The following is a 16,815-nucleotide window of genomic DNA, read 5'->3' on the forward strand; positions in this document are numbered from 1 at the left end:
CTCCTAGTCCTCCTCCAGCGCCTTGCGGAGCTGGAGGAGCGAGCGGTTGAGCAACCGGGAGACCTGCATCTGGGAGACCCCGAGCTCGGCGGCGATCTCGGTCTGGGTCTTGTTGCGGAAGAACTTCAGCATCAGCACCTGCTTCTCGTGGGCGGAGAGGCTGTCGAGCACGGGCTTGATCGACTCCCGCACCTCGACGTCGTCCAGGCGCAGGTCGTGGGCGGTCAGCGAGTCGAGCATCGGCGCGGTCTCGTCGCTCTCGGAGTCGAGGGACAGCGCTGCGTACGCATTGCTGGACTCCAGGCCCTCGATGACGGTCTCGAGGCTGACCCCGAGCCGGGTGGCGAGGTCGCGGGCCGTGGGGGAGCGGCCGAGCTCCTGGGAGAGCTCCGCGGTGGCGTCGCGGAGGTTCTGCTGCAGGTCGCGAAGGCGGCGCGGCACGCTGACGGCCCACCGGCTGTCACGGAAGTAGCGCTTGATCTCGCCGAGGATCGTGGGCACCGCGTACGTCGAGAACTCCACGTCACGGGAGAGGTCGTAGCGGTCCACGGCGTTGAGGAGGCCCACGACGCCGACCTGGACGAGGTCCTCGTGCGGCTCGCCGCGGCCGTAGAACTGGGAGGCGCAGTATTCGACCAGCGCCATGTTGAGGTGGACCAGCTCGTCGCGAGCGGCGTTCCGTTCCGCGTCGGGCAGGTCCGGCCCGGCTAGGGCTCTGAAGAGCTCGCGGGAGCGTGCGCGGGCGTCATCCACCTCGCTGGTGCTCCTGGACCTCGACGACCGAATCGTCTCCTGCGCCATGTCAGCGCGCGGCTCCAAGCGGGGTCGCTCCCGCGACCAGGGAAATCCGGAGCTGATCACCGTCGGGGGTGGCGGTGACCTCCCTGGCCAGCGTGGTGAGCACCTGCCAGGCGAAGCTCTCCTCGTCGATCTCCGCCTCGGCGTCGCAGGTCGTGGTCACGGTGACCCCGATGGTGTCCTGACCGAGGTCGAAGACGACGTCCAGGTCAGCGGCCTCCGCGGCGCACTCCAGGCAGATCGCCGCCGCCTCGCTGACCGCCATCCGCAGGTCCTCGATGTCCTCGAGGGTGAAGTCGAGGCGCGCGGCGAGCGCGGCGGTGGTCGTACGCAGCACGGAGACGTAAGCGCCTTCTGCGGGAAGGCGCAGCTCGACCTGGGGCATCTGGGTTTGTCAGTCCTTCTGTGGGAGTCCCGACGATTATGCAACGAGACCGCTCTCGCCGCGCCGTTAACGCACCACAGCCGCTCCGGGATCGGAGCGGCTGTGGCGTATGGGCTGATCTCGAGAGAGCTCAGGCCTTCTTGGTCGCCCAGAAGATCTCGGCGATCTCGTCGATCTTGGCGAGGAGCTTGTCGGCGACCTCGAGGTCGAGGGTGCCCTTGGTGCCGGAGGCGCCGGCCAGCTTGGTGGCCTCGTTGACGAGGGTGTGGAGCTGGGGGTAGGCCTCGAAGTGCGGGGGCTTGAAGTAGTCGGTCCACAGCACCCACAGGTGCTCCTTGACCAGGTTGGAGCGCTGCTCCTTGATGAGCACCGCGCGGGTGCGGAAGTCGGGGTCGTCGCTGTCCAGGGCCTTGGCGATGACGGCCTTGACGGACTCGGCCTCGATGCGGGCCTGGGCGGGGTCGTAGACGCCGCAGGGCAGGTCGCAGTGGGCCGAGACCTCGATGGTGGGAGCGAAAAGTCGCGCGAACATGCGGGTCCTCTCAAAGAGTGTTCATGTGTCCTACGGATTGCGACACTACTCCGCATGGAAGACATCGCGGCCAGGGCACCCCGACACAGCTGGGGGATGGCGAAGGTCGTAGGGGTCTCGATGGAGCCGACGCTGCGGGCGGGAGACCGGTTGTGGGTCTCCTACGGACGTACGCCGGAGCCCGGGTGCGTGGTCGTCGCTCGGCTCGCCGACGGGGCGGTCGTGGTGAAGCGGGCGGTGGAGCGGCGTACGACCGTCTCCGAGCGCCCCGGGTGGTGGTTGCTCTCGGACAACCCGGCCGCTCCCGGGGTGATCGACTCCCGTCACCGGGGGCCTGTCGCGGACGCCGACGTGATCGGCGTCGTCGTGGCCCGACTCTGGCCACGCCCACGCATCCTGGGGTGAGTCTCTGGATGAGGGCTCCAGATGAGGGCTTCGTCACCTGTAGGAAACATCAACCGCTTCCTCCGGTAGCCTGTGGGAAACTGCCATCCGGGCAACACATCCCTGTAGATGGCGCCTTGCGCGGCTCCACCCCTCGGCTCGCGTTCGACCGCCCGACGTCCGAGTCCGTAGTTTTCTGGAGGCCCCCAATGACCGAGTCCACCCTGTCCACCGAGACCACCGCCTATGACGGCGACCCGGTGTTCGAGCTTCACCGCGGCGGCAAGATGGCGATCGCGGCGACCGCATCGGTCTCCGACAAGGCATCGCTGTCGATGGCCTACACCCCCGGTGTCGCGCGGGTCTGCACCGCGATCGCCGAGAACCCGGAGCTGGCCCACACCTACACCTGGGTGCCCAACACCGTCGCGGTCGTCACCGACGGCACCGCGGTGCTCGGTCTCGGTGACATCGGCCCGGCCGCCGCGATGCCGGTGATGGAGGGCAAGGCGGTCCTGTTCAAGGAGTTCGGCGGCGTCGACTCGATCCCGATCTGCCTGGACACCACCGACGTGGACGAGATCGTCGAGACCGTCATCCGGATGGCGCCGAGCTTCGGCGGGATCAACCTCGAGGACATCTCCGCGCCGCGCTGCTTCGAGATCGAGGACCGCCTCAAGGAGGCGCTCGACATCCCGGTCTTCCACGACGACCAGCACGGCACTGCCGTGGTCACGCTGGCCGCGCTGATGAACGCGCTGAAGCTGACCGGCCGCAACCCGGAGTCGACCCGCGTGGTCATCTCGGGTGCCGGCGCCGCCGGCGTCGCGGTCGCCAAGATCCTGCTCGAGTTCGGCATCAAGGACCTCGCCCTGCTCGACCGCAAGGGCGTCATCTCCTCCACCCGCTCGGACCTGACCGAGTCGAAGAAGGCGATCGCCGAGGTGACCGCGGACGTCACCGGCCGTTCGGGCTCGCTGGCCGACGCGCTGGCCGGCGCCGACGTCTACGTCGGCGTCTCCGGCGGCACCGTCCCCGAGGAGCTCGTCGCGACCATGGCCCCGCAGGGCATCGTCTTCGCGATGGCCAACCCGAACCCGGAGATCCACCCCGACGTGGCGCACAAGTACGCCAGCATCGTCGCCACCGGGCGCTCGGACTTCCCCAACCAGATCAACAACGTCCTCGCCTTCCCCGGCATCTTCCGGGGTGCGATCGACGTGCACGCCTCCTCGATCACCGAGGGGATGAAGCTCGCCGCCGCGCAGGCGCTGGCCGCTCTGGTCAGTGACGAGCTCTCCGCGGACAGGATCATCCCCGAGCCGTTCGATCCCCGCGTCGGCCCCGCTGTCTCCGCTGCGGTCGCCGAGGCCGCTCGGATCGACGGCGTCGCTCGCGCCTGAGCGTTCCTTCGTCAAGGGATGCAGGCGAAGGCACACATCCCCGGCGGAGCTCCGCTGGGGATGTGTCCCGCGATCTGCACACCTTGATCGAGGAACCGCTCAGGTCGGTAGTGTCGGGCGCATGTTCGCTGCGTACGCCGAGAAGTTCTCATCCGACGATCCGATCTCCGGCCTCGTGCTGGGGGAGCGGCCCGACCCTGTCGCTCCGGACGGGTGGACGACGGTCACCGTCAAGGCGGCCTCGCTCAACCACCACGACCTGTGGTCGCTGCAGGGGGTCGGGCTCAAGGCCGAGGCGCTGCCGATGATCCTGGGCTGCGACGCGGCCGGCCTCGACGAGGAGGGCAACGAGGTCGTGGTGCACTCGGTGATCTCCTCGCCCGACTGGACCGGCGACGAGACCCTCGACCCGAAGCGGTCGCTGCTCTCCGAGCGTCACCAGGGCACCTTCGCCGAGAAGGTCATAGTTCCGCGACGCAACGTCGTGGCGAAGCCCGCCGGGATGTCGTTCGAGGAGGCCGCCTGCCTGCCCACGGCATGGCTGACCGCCTACCGGATGCTGTTCACCCAGGGCGGGCTCAAGGCCGGCGACTCGGTGCTGGTGCAGGGCGCCGGCGGGGGAGTGGCGACCGCGGCGATCACGCTCGCGCGGGCGGCCGGTCTCAAGGTCTACGCGACCTCGCGTGACGAGGCGAAGCAGAAGCGTGCCCTCGAGCTCGGTGCCCACGAGGCCCTGCCGTCGGGGGAGAGGCTGCCGGTCAAGGTCGACGCGGTGATCGAGACCGTCGGGCGCGCGACCTGGAAGCACTCGGTGCGCTCGCTGCGTCCGGGCGGGGCGATCATCATCAGCGGCACCACGTCGGGGGCGAACCTCGATGACGCGCTGCTGACCAACATCTTCTTCCTGCAGCTGAAGGTGATCGGCTCGACGATGGGCACCCGCAACGAGCTGGCCAGCCTGGTCTCGCTGCTCGAGGCCACCGGCACCCGCCCGCTGATCGACCGCACCATGCCGCTGACCGAGGCCAAGGCCGGTTTCGAGGCGATGCACGCCGGCGATCTCTTCGGGAAGGTCGCCTTCACTCTTTGACGCAGCACCCTGTGACGCCGGCCGTGTGACGTACGGAATATCGTTCGACTCTCCCCGGTTCAACAAGGGACCATTGAGTGTCACTGCCGGGGGGCTCGAAAAGTTTCTCGTGGCGTGATGTCGAAATCGGCCCCGCCCGTTCGATCTATGTATAGAGCGGGCGGCACCGGGCCCCTGCGTACGACCCGAGGAACACGTCATGACTGCTGCCGTCACAACAGCGCATCGTCCACAAGACGGTGAGAAGCGGCGTACGCCTGCCGTCATCACCCTGCTCGTGCTGGCCACCTTCGTGGTGATCCTCAACGAGACGATCATGCTCAACGCGATCCCGAACCTGATGGACAGCTTCGGGGTCACCGAGCATGCCGCTCAGTGGGTCTCGACCGCGTTCATGCTGACCATGGCGTCGGTGATCCCGGTGACCGGCTGGTTCCTGCAGCGGGTGACGACCAGGACGGCGTACGCGACGGCCATGGCCGTCTTCATCGCCGGCACCCTGATCTCGGCGATCGCGCCGGTCTTCGGGGTCCTGCTCGCCGGCCGGGTCATCCAGGCCGCCGGCACCGCGGTGATGATGCCGCTGCTGATGACCACGCTGATGACGGTGGTCGACGAGAACGACCGGGGCCGGGTGATGGGCAACGTCACCATGGCGATCTCGGTCGCGCCCGCACTGGGCCCGACGATCTCCGGGCTGATCCTCGGCTTCGGGTCGTGGCGCCTGCTCTTCCTGCTGGTCCTGCCGATCGCCATCGGCGTCGCCTGGTCCGGCCTGCGCCGGCTGGAGAACGTCAACGAGCCCGCGGAGTCGAGCGTTGACTGGGCCTCCGTGGTCATCGCCGCGCTCGGGTTCGGCTCGCTCGTCTACGGGCTGAGCCGGTTCGCCGAGGGTGAGGTCGGGCGTCCGATCATCATCGCGGCCTTCGGTGCCCTGCTGATCCTCGCGTTCGTGCTCCGTCAGCTCCGGCTGCAGCGAGTCGGATCGCCGCTGCTCGATCTGCGCGCGTTCCTGCACCCCACCTTCACCAAGTCGCTGGTCCTGATGGCGATCGCGTTCCTGGCGATGATGGGCTCGATGATCCTGCTGCCGCTCTACCTGCAGACCGTGCGCGGCCTGTCCCCGCTGATGACCGGTCTGCTGGTCATGCCCGGTGGCTTGGCCATGGGTCTGCTCGGGCCGACCGTGGGGCGGATCTTCGACACGTACGGTGGCCGGGTGCTCGTCATCCCGGGCTCCGTCGGCATCGTGGTCGCTCTCGCCGGGCTCTCCCAGATCTCGCTGACCACGCCCTACCTGCTCGTGCTGGTGCTCCACCTGGTCCTGATGGTCAGCCTGGCGGCTGCCTTCACCCCGGTCTTCACGCTGGGTCTCGGATCGCTGCCGTCGCACCTCTACTCCCACGGCTCCTCGATCCTGGGCACGCTCCAGCAGGTCGCGGCCGCCTTCGGCACCGCCCTGGCGGTCACCGTGATGTCCGTACGCAGCGACCAGGTCATCGACGAGGTCGGTGCCGTCGCGGCCCAGGTGAGCGGCCTGCAGGCCGCGTTTATGGTCAGCGCCGCGCTGGCTCTGATCGTGGTCGTGATGGCCGTCCTGCTGCCGGCTCGGGCCGAGGGGTACGGCGAGCCTTCCGAGGAGCCTGCTGGGGAGTCTGCTGAGGACTCTGCCGGGGAGCCGGACGGCGACATCGATGCCGAGCTCGCCGAGCTGTGCGAGCACGGGCGCGAGCCTGCTGTGTGCGGCTGCTGAGTCGTATTCCTCTGTAGGAATACCCGGTTAACCGGGTATTCCTACGACTCCGAGCGCCACTGATAGACACCGATCAGCAGCATCCTCAGCTGGGTGCGCACGGTGGCGACGATCTGCTCCTCCTGCTCAGGGCGGGTGGTGGAGAGGATCTGCTCGGCGGTAGCGACCAGGACGGTCACGAACAGCGACGAGAGCACGTGCAGGTCCTTGGCCGTCCAGGTGTCGGTGCCGGTCATCAGCGCCAGATCGGTGGCGAGCTCGCGCTCGCAGAGCTCGATCTCGCGTCGAATGGCATCGCGCACCGAACGCGGCCCGGCGACACGCTCGCGGGCGATGAAGCCGAAGTGGTCGCGGCGCCGGTGAACGTGGTCGACGAGGGCGTCGATCGAGCCGTCGACGATGTCCTGGTCGGCCCGGGCGTTGCGGCGTACGTCTCGGAAGAGGTCGCGCAGCGAGTCGAAGGACTCCTCGACCAGCGCTAGCCCGAGCGACTCGATGGAGTCGAAGTGGCGGTAGAACGCGGTCGGCACGATGCCGACCTGCTTGGCGACCTGGCGTAGCGAGAGAGCCGTCAGCGAGCTGTCGGTGCACAGCTCCAGCGTCGCGTCCAGGATCGCTCGCCGGGTCCGGAGCTTGCGCTCCGCACGGCTCTCCGGCTCCGCACCCGTATCGATCACCAGACCATCCTAGGGGCAGCGGCCGGGGGACCGTCAGGTGCACACCTGTACACCGTGACCTGGGCCACGCGCCCGGTGTCTTGACGCGTGCTGGGATGACCCGCCATGGTTGTCGGTGTACAGATGTTCACTGAAAGGCGAAACACATGGCACTCGACCTCGGCGGCCGGATCCTCCGCTCCCGCACGGTTGCGGCGCTCGCCTCACCGCACGGCATCGACCGCTACCTGACCCAGATCAACCCGATGCTGGCCGCGCACGAGGTGCGCGCCCGCATCACCGACATCCACCCGGAGGTGAGCGCGCCTGGCGCGCCCCGGGTGGCGACCGTGACGCTCCAGCCCACCTCCACCTGGCGCGGCCACCGCGCCGGCCAGCACGTCAGTGTCGGCATCGAGACGGGGGAGGGTCGGCGCACCACCCGCGTCTTCACCGTCTCCAACACCGAGGGGAAGCCGGGTGAGCCGCTCACCATCACGGTGCGTGCCCACGACGACGAGCACGCGACTCCCTACAGCATCTCCAAGTACCTGACTGAGCGGGCCACCGTCGGCACCCTGGTCCACCTGTCCCAGGCCGAGGGCGACTTCGTCCTCCCCGACCGCGTGCCCGAGCACATCCTCCTCATCTCCGGGGGCTCCGGCATCACTCCGGTGATGTCAATGCTGCGCTCCCTGCAGCGGCGTACGCACCGGGGCAAGGTCACCTTCCTGCACTGGGCGCCCAGCGCCGACCGCCAGATCTTCGCCGACGAGCTCGAGGAGATCCGTCACCAGGGCCACGGCGTCGACCTGCACATCCTCCACACCGCCGACGGGGCGCCCTACCTCTCCCCGGCGCTGCTGGAGAAGCTCGTCCCGGGCTACCGCGAGGTGCCGGCCTGGGCCTGCGGGCCGGCGTCGCTCATCGAGGCGGCTCAGGCTGCGTACGACGGGACCGAGTCGCTCCGGGTCGAGTACTTCAAGCCGCCCAAGAACGCCGGCGTGGCCGGCGGCGAGATGGAGTTCGCGCGCACCGGAAAGACCGTCGCCAACGACGGCGCCACGATCCTCGACCAGGCCGAGGCCGCGGGGCTGACCCCCGAGTCCGGCTGCCGGATGGGGATCTGCTTCTCCTGCACGACCAACAAGAGCTCCGGACGCGTCCGCAACGTCCTGACCGGCGAGACCTCCGAGCTCCCCGACGAACAGATCCGGATCTGCGTGAGCACGCCCGAGGGCGACTGCTCCGTGGACCTCTGACGATTCCTTCAAGGAGACACCCCCATGACCACTGTTGAGAAGACCGGTAACCGCCGCCTGAGCCCCGCGGAGCTGGAAGCGTTCGGCGCCGAGATGGAAGCCATCCGCCAGCGGATCGTCGCCGACCTGGGCGAGAAGGACTCGGCGTACATCTACGACATCGTCAAGAAGCAGCGCGCCTTCGAGCTCGCCGGCCGCGCGCTCTTCTACCTGCCCGTGATCGGCTGGGTCCCGGCCGTCGCCTGTCTGTCGATCTCCAAGATCCTCGACAACATGGAGATCGGGCACAACGTCATGCACGGCCAGTACGACTGGATGGGCGACCCTGACCTCAACTCGCGCATGTTCGACTGGGACACGATGGCGCCGGCCGACAACTGGAAGTACGGCCACAACTACATGCACCACACGTTCACGAACATCCTGGGCAAGGACCGCGACGTGGGCTACGGCATCCTCCGGATGGACGAGGACCAGAAGTGGCACCCGTACTACCTCGGCAATCCGCTCTACGCGTTCCTGCTGATGACGTTCTTCGAGTGGGGCGTGGCGCTGCACGACCTCGAGGTCGACGAGCTCGTCGCCGGTCGCCGGACCTGGGCCGAGAACAAGGAGATCGGCGCCCGGATCTGGCGCAAGGTGAAGAAGCAGACGCTCAAGGACTACGTCCTCTTCCCGCTGCTCACCGGTCCGCTCGCGCCGCTGACCTTCGCGGGGAACTTCACCGCCAACATCATCCGCAACCTGTGGACGTTCAACATCATCTTCTGCGGCCACTTCCCGGCCGGCGTCGCCTCCTTCTCGCAGGAGGAGTGCGAGGACGAGACCCAGGGTCACTGGTACTACCGCCAGCTCCTCGGCTCGGCCAACATCACCGGTAGCCGCACGTTCCACATCATGTCCGGCAACCTGTCCCACCAGATCGAGCACCACCTCTTCCCCGACCTCCCGGCGCGCCGCTACCCGGAGATCGCCGAGGAGGTCCGTGAGATCTGCGAGCGCTACGGCCTCGCCTACAACACCGGCCCGCTGCACCAGCAGCTCTGGGGCGTCTTCAAGAAGATCTGCAAGTACGCCCTCCCCGACCGTAAGAAGCCGACTTCTGCCGCGGTCGAGAGCGTTCCCGCCCTGGAGGGGGTCGCGGCATGACGCCTGACCAGCCACAATGGGTTGTCATGGAGCCCGAGCTGAGCAAGAACGAGATCCGCAAGGATGTCGCGCAGAGCGCCGTCGAGGTCACCGCGACCACCGTCGGCCAGGTCACCATGATCATCACCGGCGCCGTACGCGACGTGGCCGGTGCCATCGGTGGCCTCGCCACCGAGCTCTTCGAGCTCCGTGCCGCCGCCAAGCGTGCCGAGAAAGACCTCGCCGAATAGGTAGTTCTGCCGGCCGAATCCGCAGTTGTGGGCGACGAAACCATCGTTTCGTCGCCCACAACTGATTTCTCGTCCGCCACAACTGCGGACTCGGCGGGGGTCAGTCCTCGGGGTCGTCGAGGCGGGCCAGCCACGTGGCGAGGCGCTCGATGGCGGTCTCGTGCTCGGGGTGTACGTCGACGAAGGCCTGGAGCTGCTCGGCCAGCCAGGCGAGGGTGACCTCCTCGTCGCCCCGACGGGTGACGAGCTCCTCGATGCCGCGGTCGGTGAAGTACATGGCGTCAGTCTTTCATTCTGCGTTCAGTGGTGCGTCGGAGGCCGGGCCTCCGGAGAGGCCGCGTACGACCATGCCGAGGGTGGCGTTGATGAGCCGATCACGCTCGGAGTCGGGGCAGGTGCGGTAGGGCCCGTCGATGAGCAGGACCGCGAGGCCGTGGACGGCGGACCAGGCAGCCGTCTCGGCGTCGGGGCGCAGTTCCGGAGCCAGCCAGCCGGCCGCGACGAGGTCGTCGAGGGCCGTGGTGAGGAAGGCGTAGGGCGGTGCTTCGGCGAGGATCGCGGACATCTCCCCGGGCGGGTGTGGGTCTCCGTCGTGCGGGCGGAGGAAGGCGGTGCGGAACAGGCCGGGCTGAGCGAGCGCGAAGCGGATGTAGCCGCGCCCGGCCGCCGCGAGGCGCTGTACCGCGGCCTCGGCGGGATGCGGAGCCGGCTTCTCGGCGGCCAGGAGGTCGAAGATCGTCGCGGCCAGTCGGTCCATGGCCTCGTGCTTGGCGGCGACGAGCAGGTCGGCCTGGTTGGCGAAGTGGCGGTAGGTCGCGGTCGGGGTCACGCCGACCGCGCGGGCCGCGGCCCGGATGGTCACCGCGTCGGGGCCGCACTCCTCGGCAAGCGTCGCGGCCGCATCGACCAGCGCGTTCCGCAGGTCGCCGTGGTGGTAGGGCCGGGCGCCCTCGTCCGAGCTCTCTGAGGGTTTCACGGAATTCATGTTGACACCTGCCCACATCAAAGCGAAAGTTAACACCTGCAAAGTTTACACCTGCCCACATTCATTCTGGAGGAATCGTGTTCCACCGACTCGGCACCCTCGTGGTGCGAAATCCGCGCCGGGTCCTGGTGATCGGCCTGATCGCCCTCCTCGGCGCGATCTATCTGGCCACCTCGGCCTTCGGCAAGCTCGACGACGCCGGCTTCGATGACCCCGCCTCGGAGAGCAGCCTCGCGGCCACCGCGCTGGAGGAGGGTTTCGGCAACGGGGCCGGCTTCCTCCTGACCGTCAGCGCCGCCGACGGCGCGGTGACCGAGGGCACCGCCGCGAAGGACGCTCAGGCGCTCGTCGACCGCCTCCGAGCCGACGACGACCTGACCGACGTCGTCTCCTACCTCGACGCCCCCGGGCCCGGCATGATCTCGGACGACGGCACCCACGGCCTGATCTCCGTCGGCGCGAAGGACCCGGACACGGTGGATGCCGCCGCGGTGATCGACCGCTACTCCGACGAGACCGCGGCCGACGGCGCTACGACGGTCCACGTCGGCGGCCAGCTCGCGACCTTCGAGGAGGTCGGCAGCCAGATCGGCGCCGACCTCGGCCTTGCCGAGGCGATCGCGATCCCGCTGATGATCGCGCTGCTGGTCCTCGCCTTCGGCAACGTCGTCGCCGCCGTCGTCACGATCGGAGTCGGAGGGTTCGCCATCGCCGGCACCTTCGCTGAGCTCTCGGTGCTCGGCAACTTCACCGACGTCTCCATCTACGCCCTCAACCTGACGACCGGCCTCGGGCTCGGCCTCGCCGTGGACTACGGCCTGCTGATGGTCGCGAGAGTCCGCGAGGAACGAGCCGCCGGATCGGAGCACGCCGACGCCGTCGTGCGCGCCGTGGAGACCGCCGGTCGGACGATCGTCTTCAGCGCCACCACCGTCGCGGTCTCACTGGCCTCGCTGCTCGTCTTCCCGCTCTACTTCCTGCGCTCCTCGGCGTACGCCGGCATCGGGGTCATGGTGATCACGGCGGTGGTCGCGGTCGTGCTGCTCCCTGCCACGATCACCCTCCTGGGGGACCGGATCGACGCCCTCCGCGTCCCAGGCGTACGCGGCCTCCGCGGCGGCGCCGCGCCGTTATGGACCCGGCTGGCCGGCTTCGTCACCAGGCGGCCGTGGGTCGCGCTCCCCGTCGTAGCCGTCCTGCTCGCGATGGCCGCGCCGCTGGCCGGCATCGAGTTCGGCACCCCCGACGACCGCGTCCTCCCGGCATCGGCGGGGAGCCGCCAGGCCGGCGACCTGCTCCGCGAGGAGTTCGACGGCGACGGCACCAGCCCCATCCGCGTCGTGACCACCTCGACCCTCGATGACGAGAGCCTGGCGACGTACGCCGCCGATCTCTCCCGGGTCGACGACGTCGACCGTGTCGACACCCGCGTCGGGACGTACGTCGACGGCACCCTCGCCTCGAAGACACCGGCACTTCCGCCCGGTGACGGCGCGGACGAGCTCGCCGTCGTCAACCAGCTCGACCGTCAGTCCGAGGAGGCGCGTGACCTGGTCCGTGACGTACGTGCCGTCCCGTCGCCAGCCGGGACCGACGCGCTCGTCGGTGGCGGCGCCGCGGAGCTGCTGGACTCGCTCGACGCGATCGGCGCCAAGCTCCCGTACGCCGTCGGCGGGCTCGTGATCGCGATGGTGGTGATCCTGTTCCTGTTCACCGGCAGCCTGGTGCAGCCGCTCCGGGCGCTGGTGCTCAACGTCATCGGTCTCGGCGCGACGGTCGGGACGACCGTGTTGATCTTCCAGGAGGGATTCGGTGCCGATCTGCTCGGCTTCACCGCGATGCCGCTGAACGTATCGATGGTCGTCCTGCTGCTGGTGATCGCGTTCGGGCTGTCGATGGACTACGAGGTCTTCGTGCTCGGCCGGATCACCGAGATGCGCCGACGCGGTCTCGGCAACGTCGAGGCGGTCGTGCAGGGGCTGGCCCACACCGGCCGGATCGTCACCACGGCCGCCGCCCTGATCGCGACCAGCTTCTTCGCGTTCATGGTCAGCGACATCAGCTTCATGAAGTTCTTCGGCCTCGGGGTCGGGCTGGCGATCCTCATCGACGCGGTCCTGATCCGCGGCATCCTCCTCCCGGCAGCCATGCGGATGCTCGGGGAGGCGGCCTGGTGGGCGCCGCGACCGCTGCGCCGCCTGCACCGCAAGGTCGGGCTCAGCGAGGAGCCGGTCCCGGTCCCCGTCTGAGACGACCGGAGCTCGCGCCGAGCGAGGGAGTGACCGCGCGAAGCGCGGACCAAAACCACGCCGAGTCGGCGCGTTAGAACGCGCCGACTCGGCATTGGGTTCGATCCGGCGATCAGGAGAAGGCGCGGTCGATGAGCTCCTTCTGCTCGACCGTGTGCCGCTTGATGGTGCCGACGGCGGTGGTGGAGGAGGCGGTGCGGGTGATCGGCTCGACCTCGCGGCCCAGCTCGGGGACCACGTTGAGGTAGTAGCTCGGCCACGGACCCTGGTTGAAGGGCTCGTCCTGGACCCACTTGACCTTGGCGTTGGGGTACTTCGCGAGCTCGGTGGCCAGCTCCTCGGTCGGCCACGGGTAGAGCTGCTCGACGCGGACGATCGCGACGTCGTCGCGGCCCCGCTTCTTACGCTCGACCGTGAGGTCCCAGGTGAGGCGGCCGGAGACCAGCAGGACGGTGCTGACCTTCGCGGCGTCCGCCTCGGTGTCGGGGATGACCGGCTGGAACGAACCCGAGGTGAAGTCGGCCGGCTGGGAGGCGGCCTCCTTGCGGCGCAGCATCGACTTCGGGGTGAAGACGATCAGCGGCCGGTGCTCGGCACCGAGGGTGTGCGTACGAAGCAGGTGGAAGTACGACGCCGGCGAGGACGGCTGCGCCACGACCATGGCCTCGTCGGCGCACAGCGTGAGGAACCGCTCGATGCGCGCCGAGGAGTGGTCGGCACCCTGGCCCTCGTAGCCGTGCGGCAGCAGCAGCACGACACCGGAGTCCTGGCCCCACTTGGTCTTGCCTGCGGAGATGTACTCGTCGATCACCGACTGGGCGCCGTTGACGAAGTCACCGAACTGCGCCTCCCACAGGACCAGCGAGTCCGGCCGCGCGACGGAGTAGCCGTACTCGAAGCCGAGGGCGGCGTACTCGGAGAGCAGCGAGTCGTAGACGTAGAACTTCGCCTGGTCCTCGGTGAGGTTGTTCAGCGGCGTCCACTCGTCGGCGTTCTTGCGGTCGATCATGGTCGCGAAGCGCTGCACGAAGGTGCCGCGACGCGAGTCCTGGCCGGCCAGGCGCACCGGGCGCCCGTCCATCAGCAGCGACCCGAACGCCAGCGTCTCGCCCGTGCCCCAGTCGATGCCACCGTCGGTGATCTGGGTCGCGCGACGCTGCAGCTGCGGCATCACCTTCGGGTGGACCGTGAAGCCCTCCGGCGGGGTGACGTACGCATCCGCGATCCGCTTCAGCACATCGTTGGTGATCGCGGTGACGGTCTCGCCGGCAGGCTTCTCGGGGTAGTCCGGGACGGTCTCCCAGGCCTGCGGCATCTTGTCGGCCTCGCGCACCTCGGTGAAGACCTGCTCCAGGCGAGCCTGGTAGGCGGCCAGCACCTGCTCCGCCTCTTCGATCGTGATGTCACCACGACCGATCAGCGACTCGGTGTAGAGCTTGCGGACCGAGCGCTTCTGCTCGATCAGGTCGTACATCATCGGCTGGGTGAACGACGGGTCGTCGCCCTCGTTGTGACCGCGGCGGCGGTAGCAGATGAGGTCGATGACGACGTCCTTGTTGAACGCCTGGCGGTACTCGAAGGCGAGCCGCGCGACGCGCACGCAGGCCTCCGGGTCGTCGCCGTTCACGTGGAAGATCGGCGCCTGGACCATCCGCGCGACATCGGTGGCGTAGAGCGAGGAGCGCGAGGAGCCCGGCGAGGTGGTGAACCCGACCTGGTTGTTGATGACCAGGTGGACGGTGCCACCGGTGCGGTAGCCACGCAGCTGGGACAGGTTGAGCGTCTCCGCGACCACACCCTGGCCGGCGAACGCGGCGTCACCGTGGACCAGCAGCGGCAGGACCGGGAAGACCGCGCCCTGGTCGAGCACGTCCTGCTTGGCGCGGGCGATGCCCTCCAGAACCGGGTCGACGGTCTCGAGGTGGGACGGGTTGGCGGCGACGGAGACCTTGATCGTGTCGCCCAGGTCGGAGAGGAACTCGCCCTCGGCACCGAGGTGGTACTTCACGTCGCCGGAGCCCTGGACCGTACGCGGGTCGATGTTGCCCTCGAACTCGCGGAAGATCTGGTTGTAGGACTTGCCGACGATGTTGGCGAGCACGTTGAGGCGGCCGCGGTGGGCCATACCGATCGTGACCTCGTCCAGACCGGCCTCGGCAGCGGCCTCGCAGACCTCGTCGATGACCGGGATCGCGGTCTCGCCACCCTCGAGGGAGAACCGCTTCTGACCGACGAACTTCGTCTGGAGGAAGGTCTCGAAGGCCTCGGCCTCGTTGAGCTTCGACAGGATCCGGAGCTGCTCCTGGCGTGGGGTCTTGTCGTAGGGCCGCTCGACGCGGTCCTGGATCCACCGGCGCTGCTCGGGGTCCTGGATGTGCATGTACTCGATGCCGGTCGTGCGCACGTAGGAGTCACGCAGCACACCGAGGATCTCGCGCAGCTTCATGAACGGCTTGCGGCCGCCGGCGAAGGAGCCGACCGGGAACTCGCGGTCGAGGTCCCACAGGGTCAGCCCGTGCGACTCGATCTGCAGGTCGGGGTGCGAACGCTGCTTGTACTCCAGCGGGTCGGTGTCGGCCATCATGTGACCACGCACGCGGTGGGCATGGATGATCTCGCCGACCTTGACCTGCTTGGAGATCTGGTCGTCGTGGGTGGTGTCGATGTCCTGGTTCCAGCGGATCGGCTCGTAGGGGATCCGCAGCGACGCGAAGATCTCGTCGTAGAAGTCGTTCTCACCGAGCAGGAGCCGGTGGACGGTGGCCAGGAACTCGCCGGACTGGGCGCCCTGGATGACCCGGTGGTCGTACGTCGAGGTCATCGTCATGATCCGCGAGACCGCGTTCTGGGCGAGCTTCGAGGGGGAGGCGCCCTGGAACTCGGGCGGGTAGTCCATCGAGCCGACGCCGATGATCGCGGCCTGGCCCTGCATCAGCCGCGGCACCGAGTTGTTGGTGCCGATGCCGCCGACGTTGGTCAGGCTGACCGTGGTGCCGGAGTAGTCGGCCATGGACAGCTTGTTGTCCTTGGCCTTGCGGACGATGTCCTCGTACGCCGTCCAGAAGCCGGCGAAGTCCATCAGCTCGCAGCCCTTGATGGAGGGCGCGACGAGCTGGCGGGTGCCGTCCTTCTTCTGCTGGTCGATGGCCAGACCGAGGTTGATGTGCGGCGGAGTCACCTGGGTCGGCTTGCCGTCGACCTCGGCGTAGGTGTTGTTCATCGCCGGCATCGCCTTGATCGCCTTGATGATGGCGTAGCCGATGAGGTGGGTGAAGGAGACCTTGCCACCGCGAGCGCGCTTGAGGTGGTTGTTGATGACCGTGCGGTTGTCCCACAGCAGCTTGACCGGCATGTTGCGCACGGAGGTCGCGGTCGGCACCGAGAGCGACACGTCCATGTTCTTGGCGGTGGCGGCGGGGATGCCGCGCAGCGTGGTGTAGGTCGGCTCGTCGGTGACGGCGACGGCGGTCGGCTTCGGGGCGTCCTTGGGGGTGGGCGTCGCGGTGCCCTTGGCCGGCTCGGCGGCCTGCGCGGCAGGGCGCGGCTTCGCCTTGGGGGCCGGAGCCGCCTTGGCGGCCGGCGCCTCAGCGGAGGCGGGGGTGGTCGGCGCGGGCGCGGTGGCCGGCGCGGGGGAGACCGGAGCCTTGGCTGCGGGGGCGGCGGCGGGCGTCGCCGGGGCAGCGGCGCCGTTCGGCGACGCGCCAGGCTGTCCGTTGGTCTCGAAGAACTTCACCCACACGGGGTCAACACTGCTGGGATCCTTCGTGTACTGGTCGTACATCTCCTCGACCAGCCACTCGTTGGCGCCGAATTCCGCTGGGATGTCGGCAGTGTTGGGGGACGGGGTGCCTGAGGACACGGCTTGATTCGCCTCTTCCGAATTTTCGCACTGTAAGAAATGGGTTGCCCACGGGCAAGGCTATCCCCACGAACACGCAA

General features: G+C 68.6%; 15 protein-coding genes. 8 read left to right on the top strand and 7 right to left on the bottom strand.

Annotated features, from left to right (window positions below):
* Positions 1 to 3 precede the first annotated feature (3 nt).
* From OH802_RS11240 to sodN, 3 genes are all read right to left on the bottom strand, one after another.
* Positions 4 to 753: a SigB/SigF/SigG family RNA polymerase sigma factor gene (locus OH802_RS11240; protein WP_406027880.1), complete on the bottom strand. Its 750-nt coding sequence runs from the start codon at positions 751 to 753 to the stop codon at positions 4 to 6.
* 49 nt (positions 754 to 802) lie between these two features.
* Positions 803 to 1,183 carry an anti-sigma factor gene (locus OH802_RS11245; protein WP_406027882.1) on the bottom strand — a complete coding sequence of 127 codons (381 nt, stop codon included), beginning with the start codon at positions 1,181 to 1,183 and terminating at the stop codon, positions 803 to 805.
* Between the two features lie 130 nt (positions 1,184 to 1,313).
* Positions 1,314 to 1,715, bottom strand: coding sequence for a superoxide dismutase, Ni (gene sodN, locus OH802_RS11250; RefSeq protein ID WP_406027884.1), 402 nt, complete (start codon positions 1,713 to 1,715; stop codon positions 1,314 to 1,316).
* 54 nt (positions 1,716 to 1,769) lie between these two features.
* Between sodN and OH802_RS11255 the strand changes: the two genes are divergently transcribed.
* The 4 genes from OH802_RS11255 to OH802_RS11270 all read left to right on the top strand — a co-directional run bounded on the left by OH802_RS11255 (position 1,770) and on the right by OH802_RS11270 (position 6,345).
* The gene (locus tag OH802_RS11255) at positions 1,770 to 2,120 is read left to right on the top strand and encodes a S24 family peptidase (RefSeq protein ID WP_406027886.1); all 351 of its coding nucleotides are present in this window, start codon (positions 1,770 to 1,772) and stop codon (positions 2,118 to 2,120) included.
* Between the two features lie 188 nt (positions 2,121 to 2,308).
* A complete protein-coding gene (locus tag OH802_RS11260; RefSeq protein ID WP_406027888.1) occupies positions 2,309 to 3,502 on the top strand; it encodes an NADP-dependent malic enzyme in 1,194 nt (397 codons plus the stop codon).
* Positions 3,503 to 3,623: 121 nt separating this feature from the next.
* Entirely contained in the window at positions 3,624 to 4,592 is a 969-nt protein-coding gene (locus OH802_RS11265) for a zinc-binding dehydrogenase (protein ID WP_406027890.1), read from the top strand.
* Positions 4,593 to 4,791: 199 nt separating this feature from the next.
* A complete protein-coding gene (locus OH802_RS11270; protein WP_406027892.1) occupies positions 4,792 to 6,345 on the top strand; it encodes an MDR family MFS transporter in 1,554 nt (517 codons plus the stop codon).
* Positions 6,346 to 6,386: 41 nt separating this feature from the next.
* Here OH802_RS11270 and OH802_RS11275 read toward each other — a convergent pair whose 3' ends face one another.
* Positions 6,387 to 7,022 carry a TetR family transcriptional regulator gene (locus OH802_RS11275; protein WP_355226311.1) on the bottom strand — a complete coding sequence of 212 codons (636 nt, stop codon included), beginning with the start codon at positions 7,020 to 7,022 and terminating at the stop codon, positions 6,387 to 6,389.
* Positions 7,023 to 7,168: 146 nt separating this feature from the next.
* Here OH802_RS11275 and OH802_RS11280 point away from each other — a divergent pair, with 146 nt between their 5' ends.
* From OH802_RS11280 to OH802_RS11290, 3 genes are read left to right on the top strand one after another with little or no spacing between them, the layout of a single operon-like run.
* Positions 7,169 to 8,263 carry a flavin reductase family protein gene (locus OH802_RS11280; protein ID WP_406027895.1) on the top strand — a complete coding sequence of 365 codons (1,095 nt, stop codon included), beginning with the start codon at positions 7,169 to 7,171 and terminating at the stop codon, positions 8,261 to 8,263.
* Positions 8,264 to 8,287: 24 nt separating this feature from the next.
* On the top strand, positions 8,288 to 9,412 hold the full coding sequence (locus OH802_RS11285) for a fatty acid desaturase family protein (protein WP_406027897.1): 1,125 nt from the start codon (positions 8,288 to 8,290) through the stop codon (positions 9,410 to 9,412).
* A 26-nt stretch (positions 9,413 to 9,438) separates the two neighbouring features.
* A complete protein-coding gene (locus OH802_RS11290) occupies positions 9,439 to 9,642 on the top strand; it encodes a hypothetical protein (RefSeq protein WP_350659651.1) in 204 nt (67 codons plus the stop codon).
* Positions 9,643 to 9,742: 100 nt separating this feature from the next.
* Here the strand turns inward: OH802_RS11290 and OH802_RS11295 are convergent, their stop codons facing one another.
* Positions 9,743 to 9,919 (bottom strand): DUF6104 family protein, encoded by a 177-nt coding sequence (locus tag OH802_RS11295; RefSeq protein ID WP_008362094.1) that lies wholly within the window; start codon positions 9,917 to 9,919, stop codon positions 9,743 to 9,745.
* Positions 9,920 to 9,931: 12 nt separating this feature from the next.
* Positions 9,932 to 10,618: a TetR/AcrR family transcriptional regulator gene (locus OH802_RS11300; protein ID WP_406027900.1), complete on the bottom strand. Its 687-nt coding sequence runs from the start codon at positions 10,616 to 10,618 to the stop codon at positions 9,932 to 9,934.
* 86 nt (positions 10,619 to 10,704) lie between these two features.
* On the opposite strand from OH802_RS11300, the gene OH802_RS11305 reads away from it, so the two are divergent.
* Positions 10,705 to 12,876 carry an MMPL family transporter gene (locus OH802_RS11305; RefSeq protein ID WP_406027902.1) on the top strand — a complete coding sequence of 724 codons (2,172 nt, stop codon included), beginning with the start codon at positions 10,705 to 10,707 and terminating at the stop codon, positions 12,874 to 12,876.
* 112 nt (positions 12,877 to 12,988) lie between these two features.
* Here the strand turns inward: OH802_RS11305 and OH802_RS11310 are convergent, their stop codons facing one another.
* Positions 12,989 to 16,735, bottom strand: a complete 3,747-nt coding sequence (locus OH802_RS11310; protein WP_406027904.1) for a multifunctional oxoglutarate decarboxylase/oxoglutarate dehydrogenase thiamine pyrophosphate-binding subunit/dihydrolipoyllysine-residue succinyltransferase subunit — start codon at positions 16,733 to 16,735, stop codon at positions 12,989 to 12,991.
* Positions 16,736 to 16,815: the final 80 nt, after the last annotated feature.

This window comes from Nocardioides sp. NBC_00850 (assembly GCF_045207335.1).
Taxonomy (GTDB): Bacteria; Actinomycetota; Actinomycetes; order Propionibacteriales; family Nocardioidaceae; genus Nocardioides.

Bases quoted from the DNA above. Each gene is read 5' to 3' on its own strand.
- OH802_RS11245 (WP_406027882.1), bottom strand. From the start codon at position 1,183: ATGCCCCAGGTCGAGCTGCGCCTTCCCGCAGAAGGCGCTTACGTCTCC.
- sodN (WP_406027884.1), bottom strand. From the start codon at position 1,715: ATGTTCGCGCGACTTTTCGCTCCCACCATCGAGGTCTCGGCCCACTGC.
- OH802_RS11255 (WP_406027886.1), top strand. From the start codon at position 1,770: ATGGAAGACATCGCGGCCAGGGCACCCCGACACAGCTGGGGGATGGCG.
- OH802_RS11260 (WP_406027888.1), top strand. From the start codon at position 2,309: ATGACCGAGTCCACCCTGTCCACCGAGACCACCGCCTATGACGGCGAC.
- OH802_RS11265 (WP_406027890.1), top strand. From the start codon at position 3,624: ATGTTCGCTGCGTACGCCGAGAAGTTCTCATCCGACGATCCGATCTCC.
- OH802_RS11270 (WP_406027892.1), top strand. From the start codon at position 4,792: ATGACTGCTGCCGTCACAACAGCGCATCGTCCACAAGACGGTGAGAAG.
- OH802_RS11280 (WP_406027895.1), top strand. From the start codon at position 7,169: ATGGCACTCGACCTCGGCGGCCGGATCCTCCGCTCCCGCACGGTTGCG.
- OH802_RS11285 (WP_406027897.1), top strand. From the start codon at position 8,288: ATGACCACTGTTGAGAAGACCGGTAACCGCCGCCTGAGCCCCGCGGAG.
- OH802_RS11290 (WP_350659651.1), top strand. From the start codon at position 9,439: ATGGAGCCCGAGCTGAGCAAGAACGAGATCCGCAAGGATGTCGCGCAG.
- OH802_RS11295 (WP_008362094.1), bottom strand. From the start codon at position 9,919: ATGTACTTCACCGACCGCGGCATCGAGGAGCTCGTCACCCGTCGGGGC.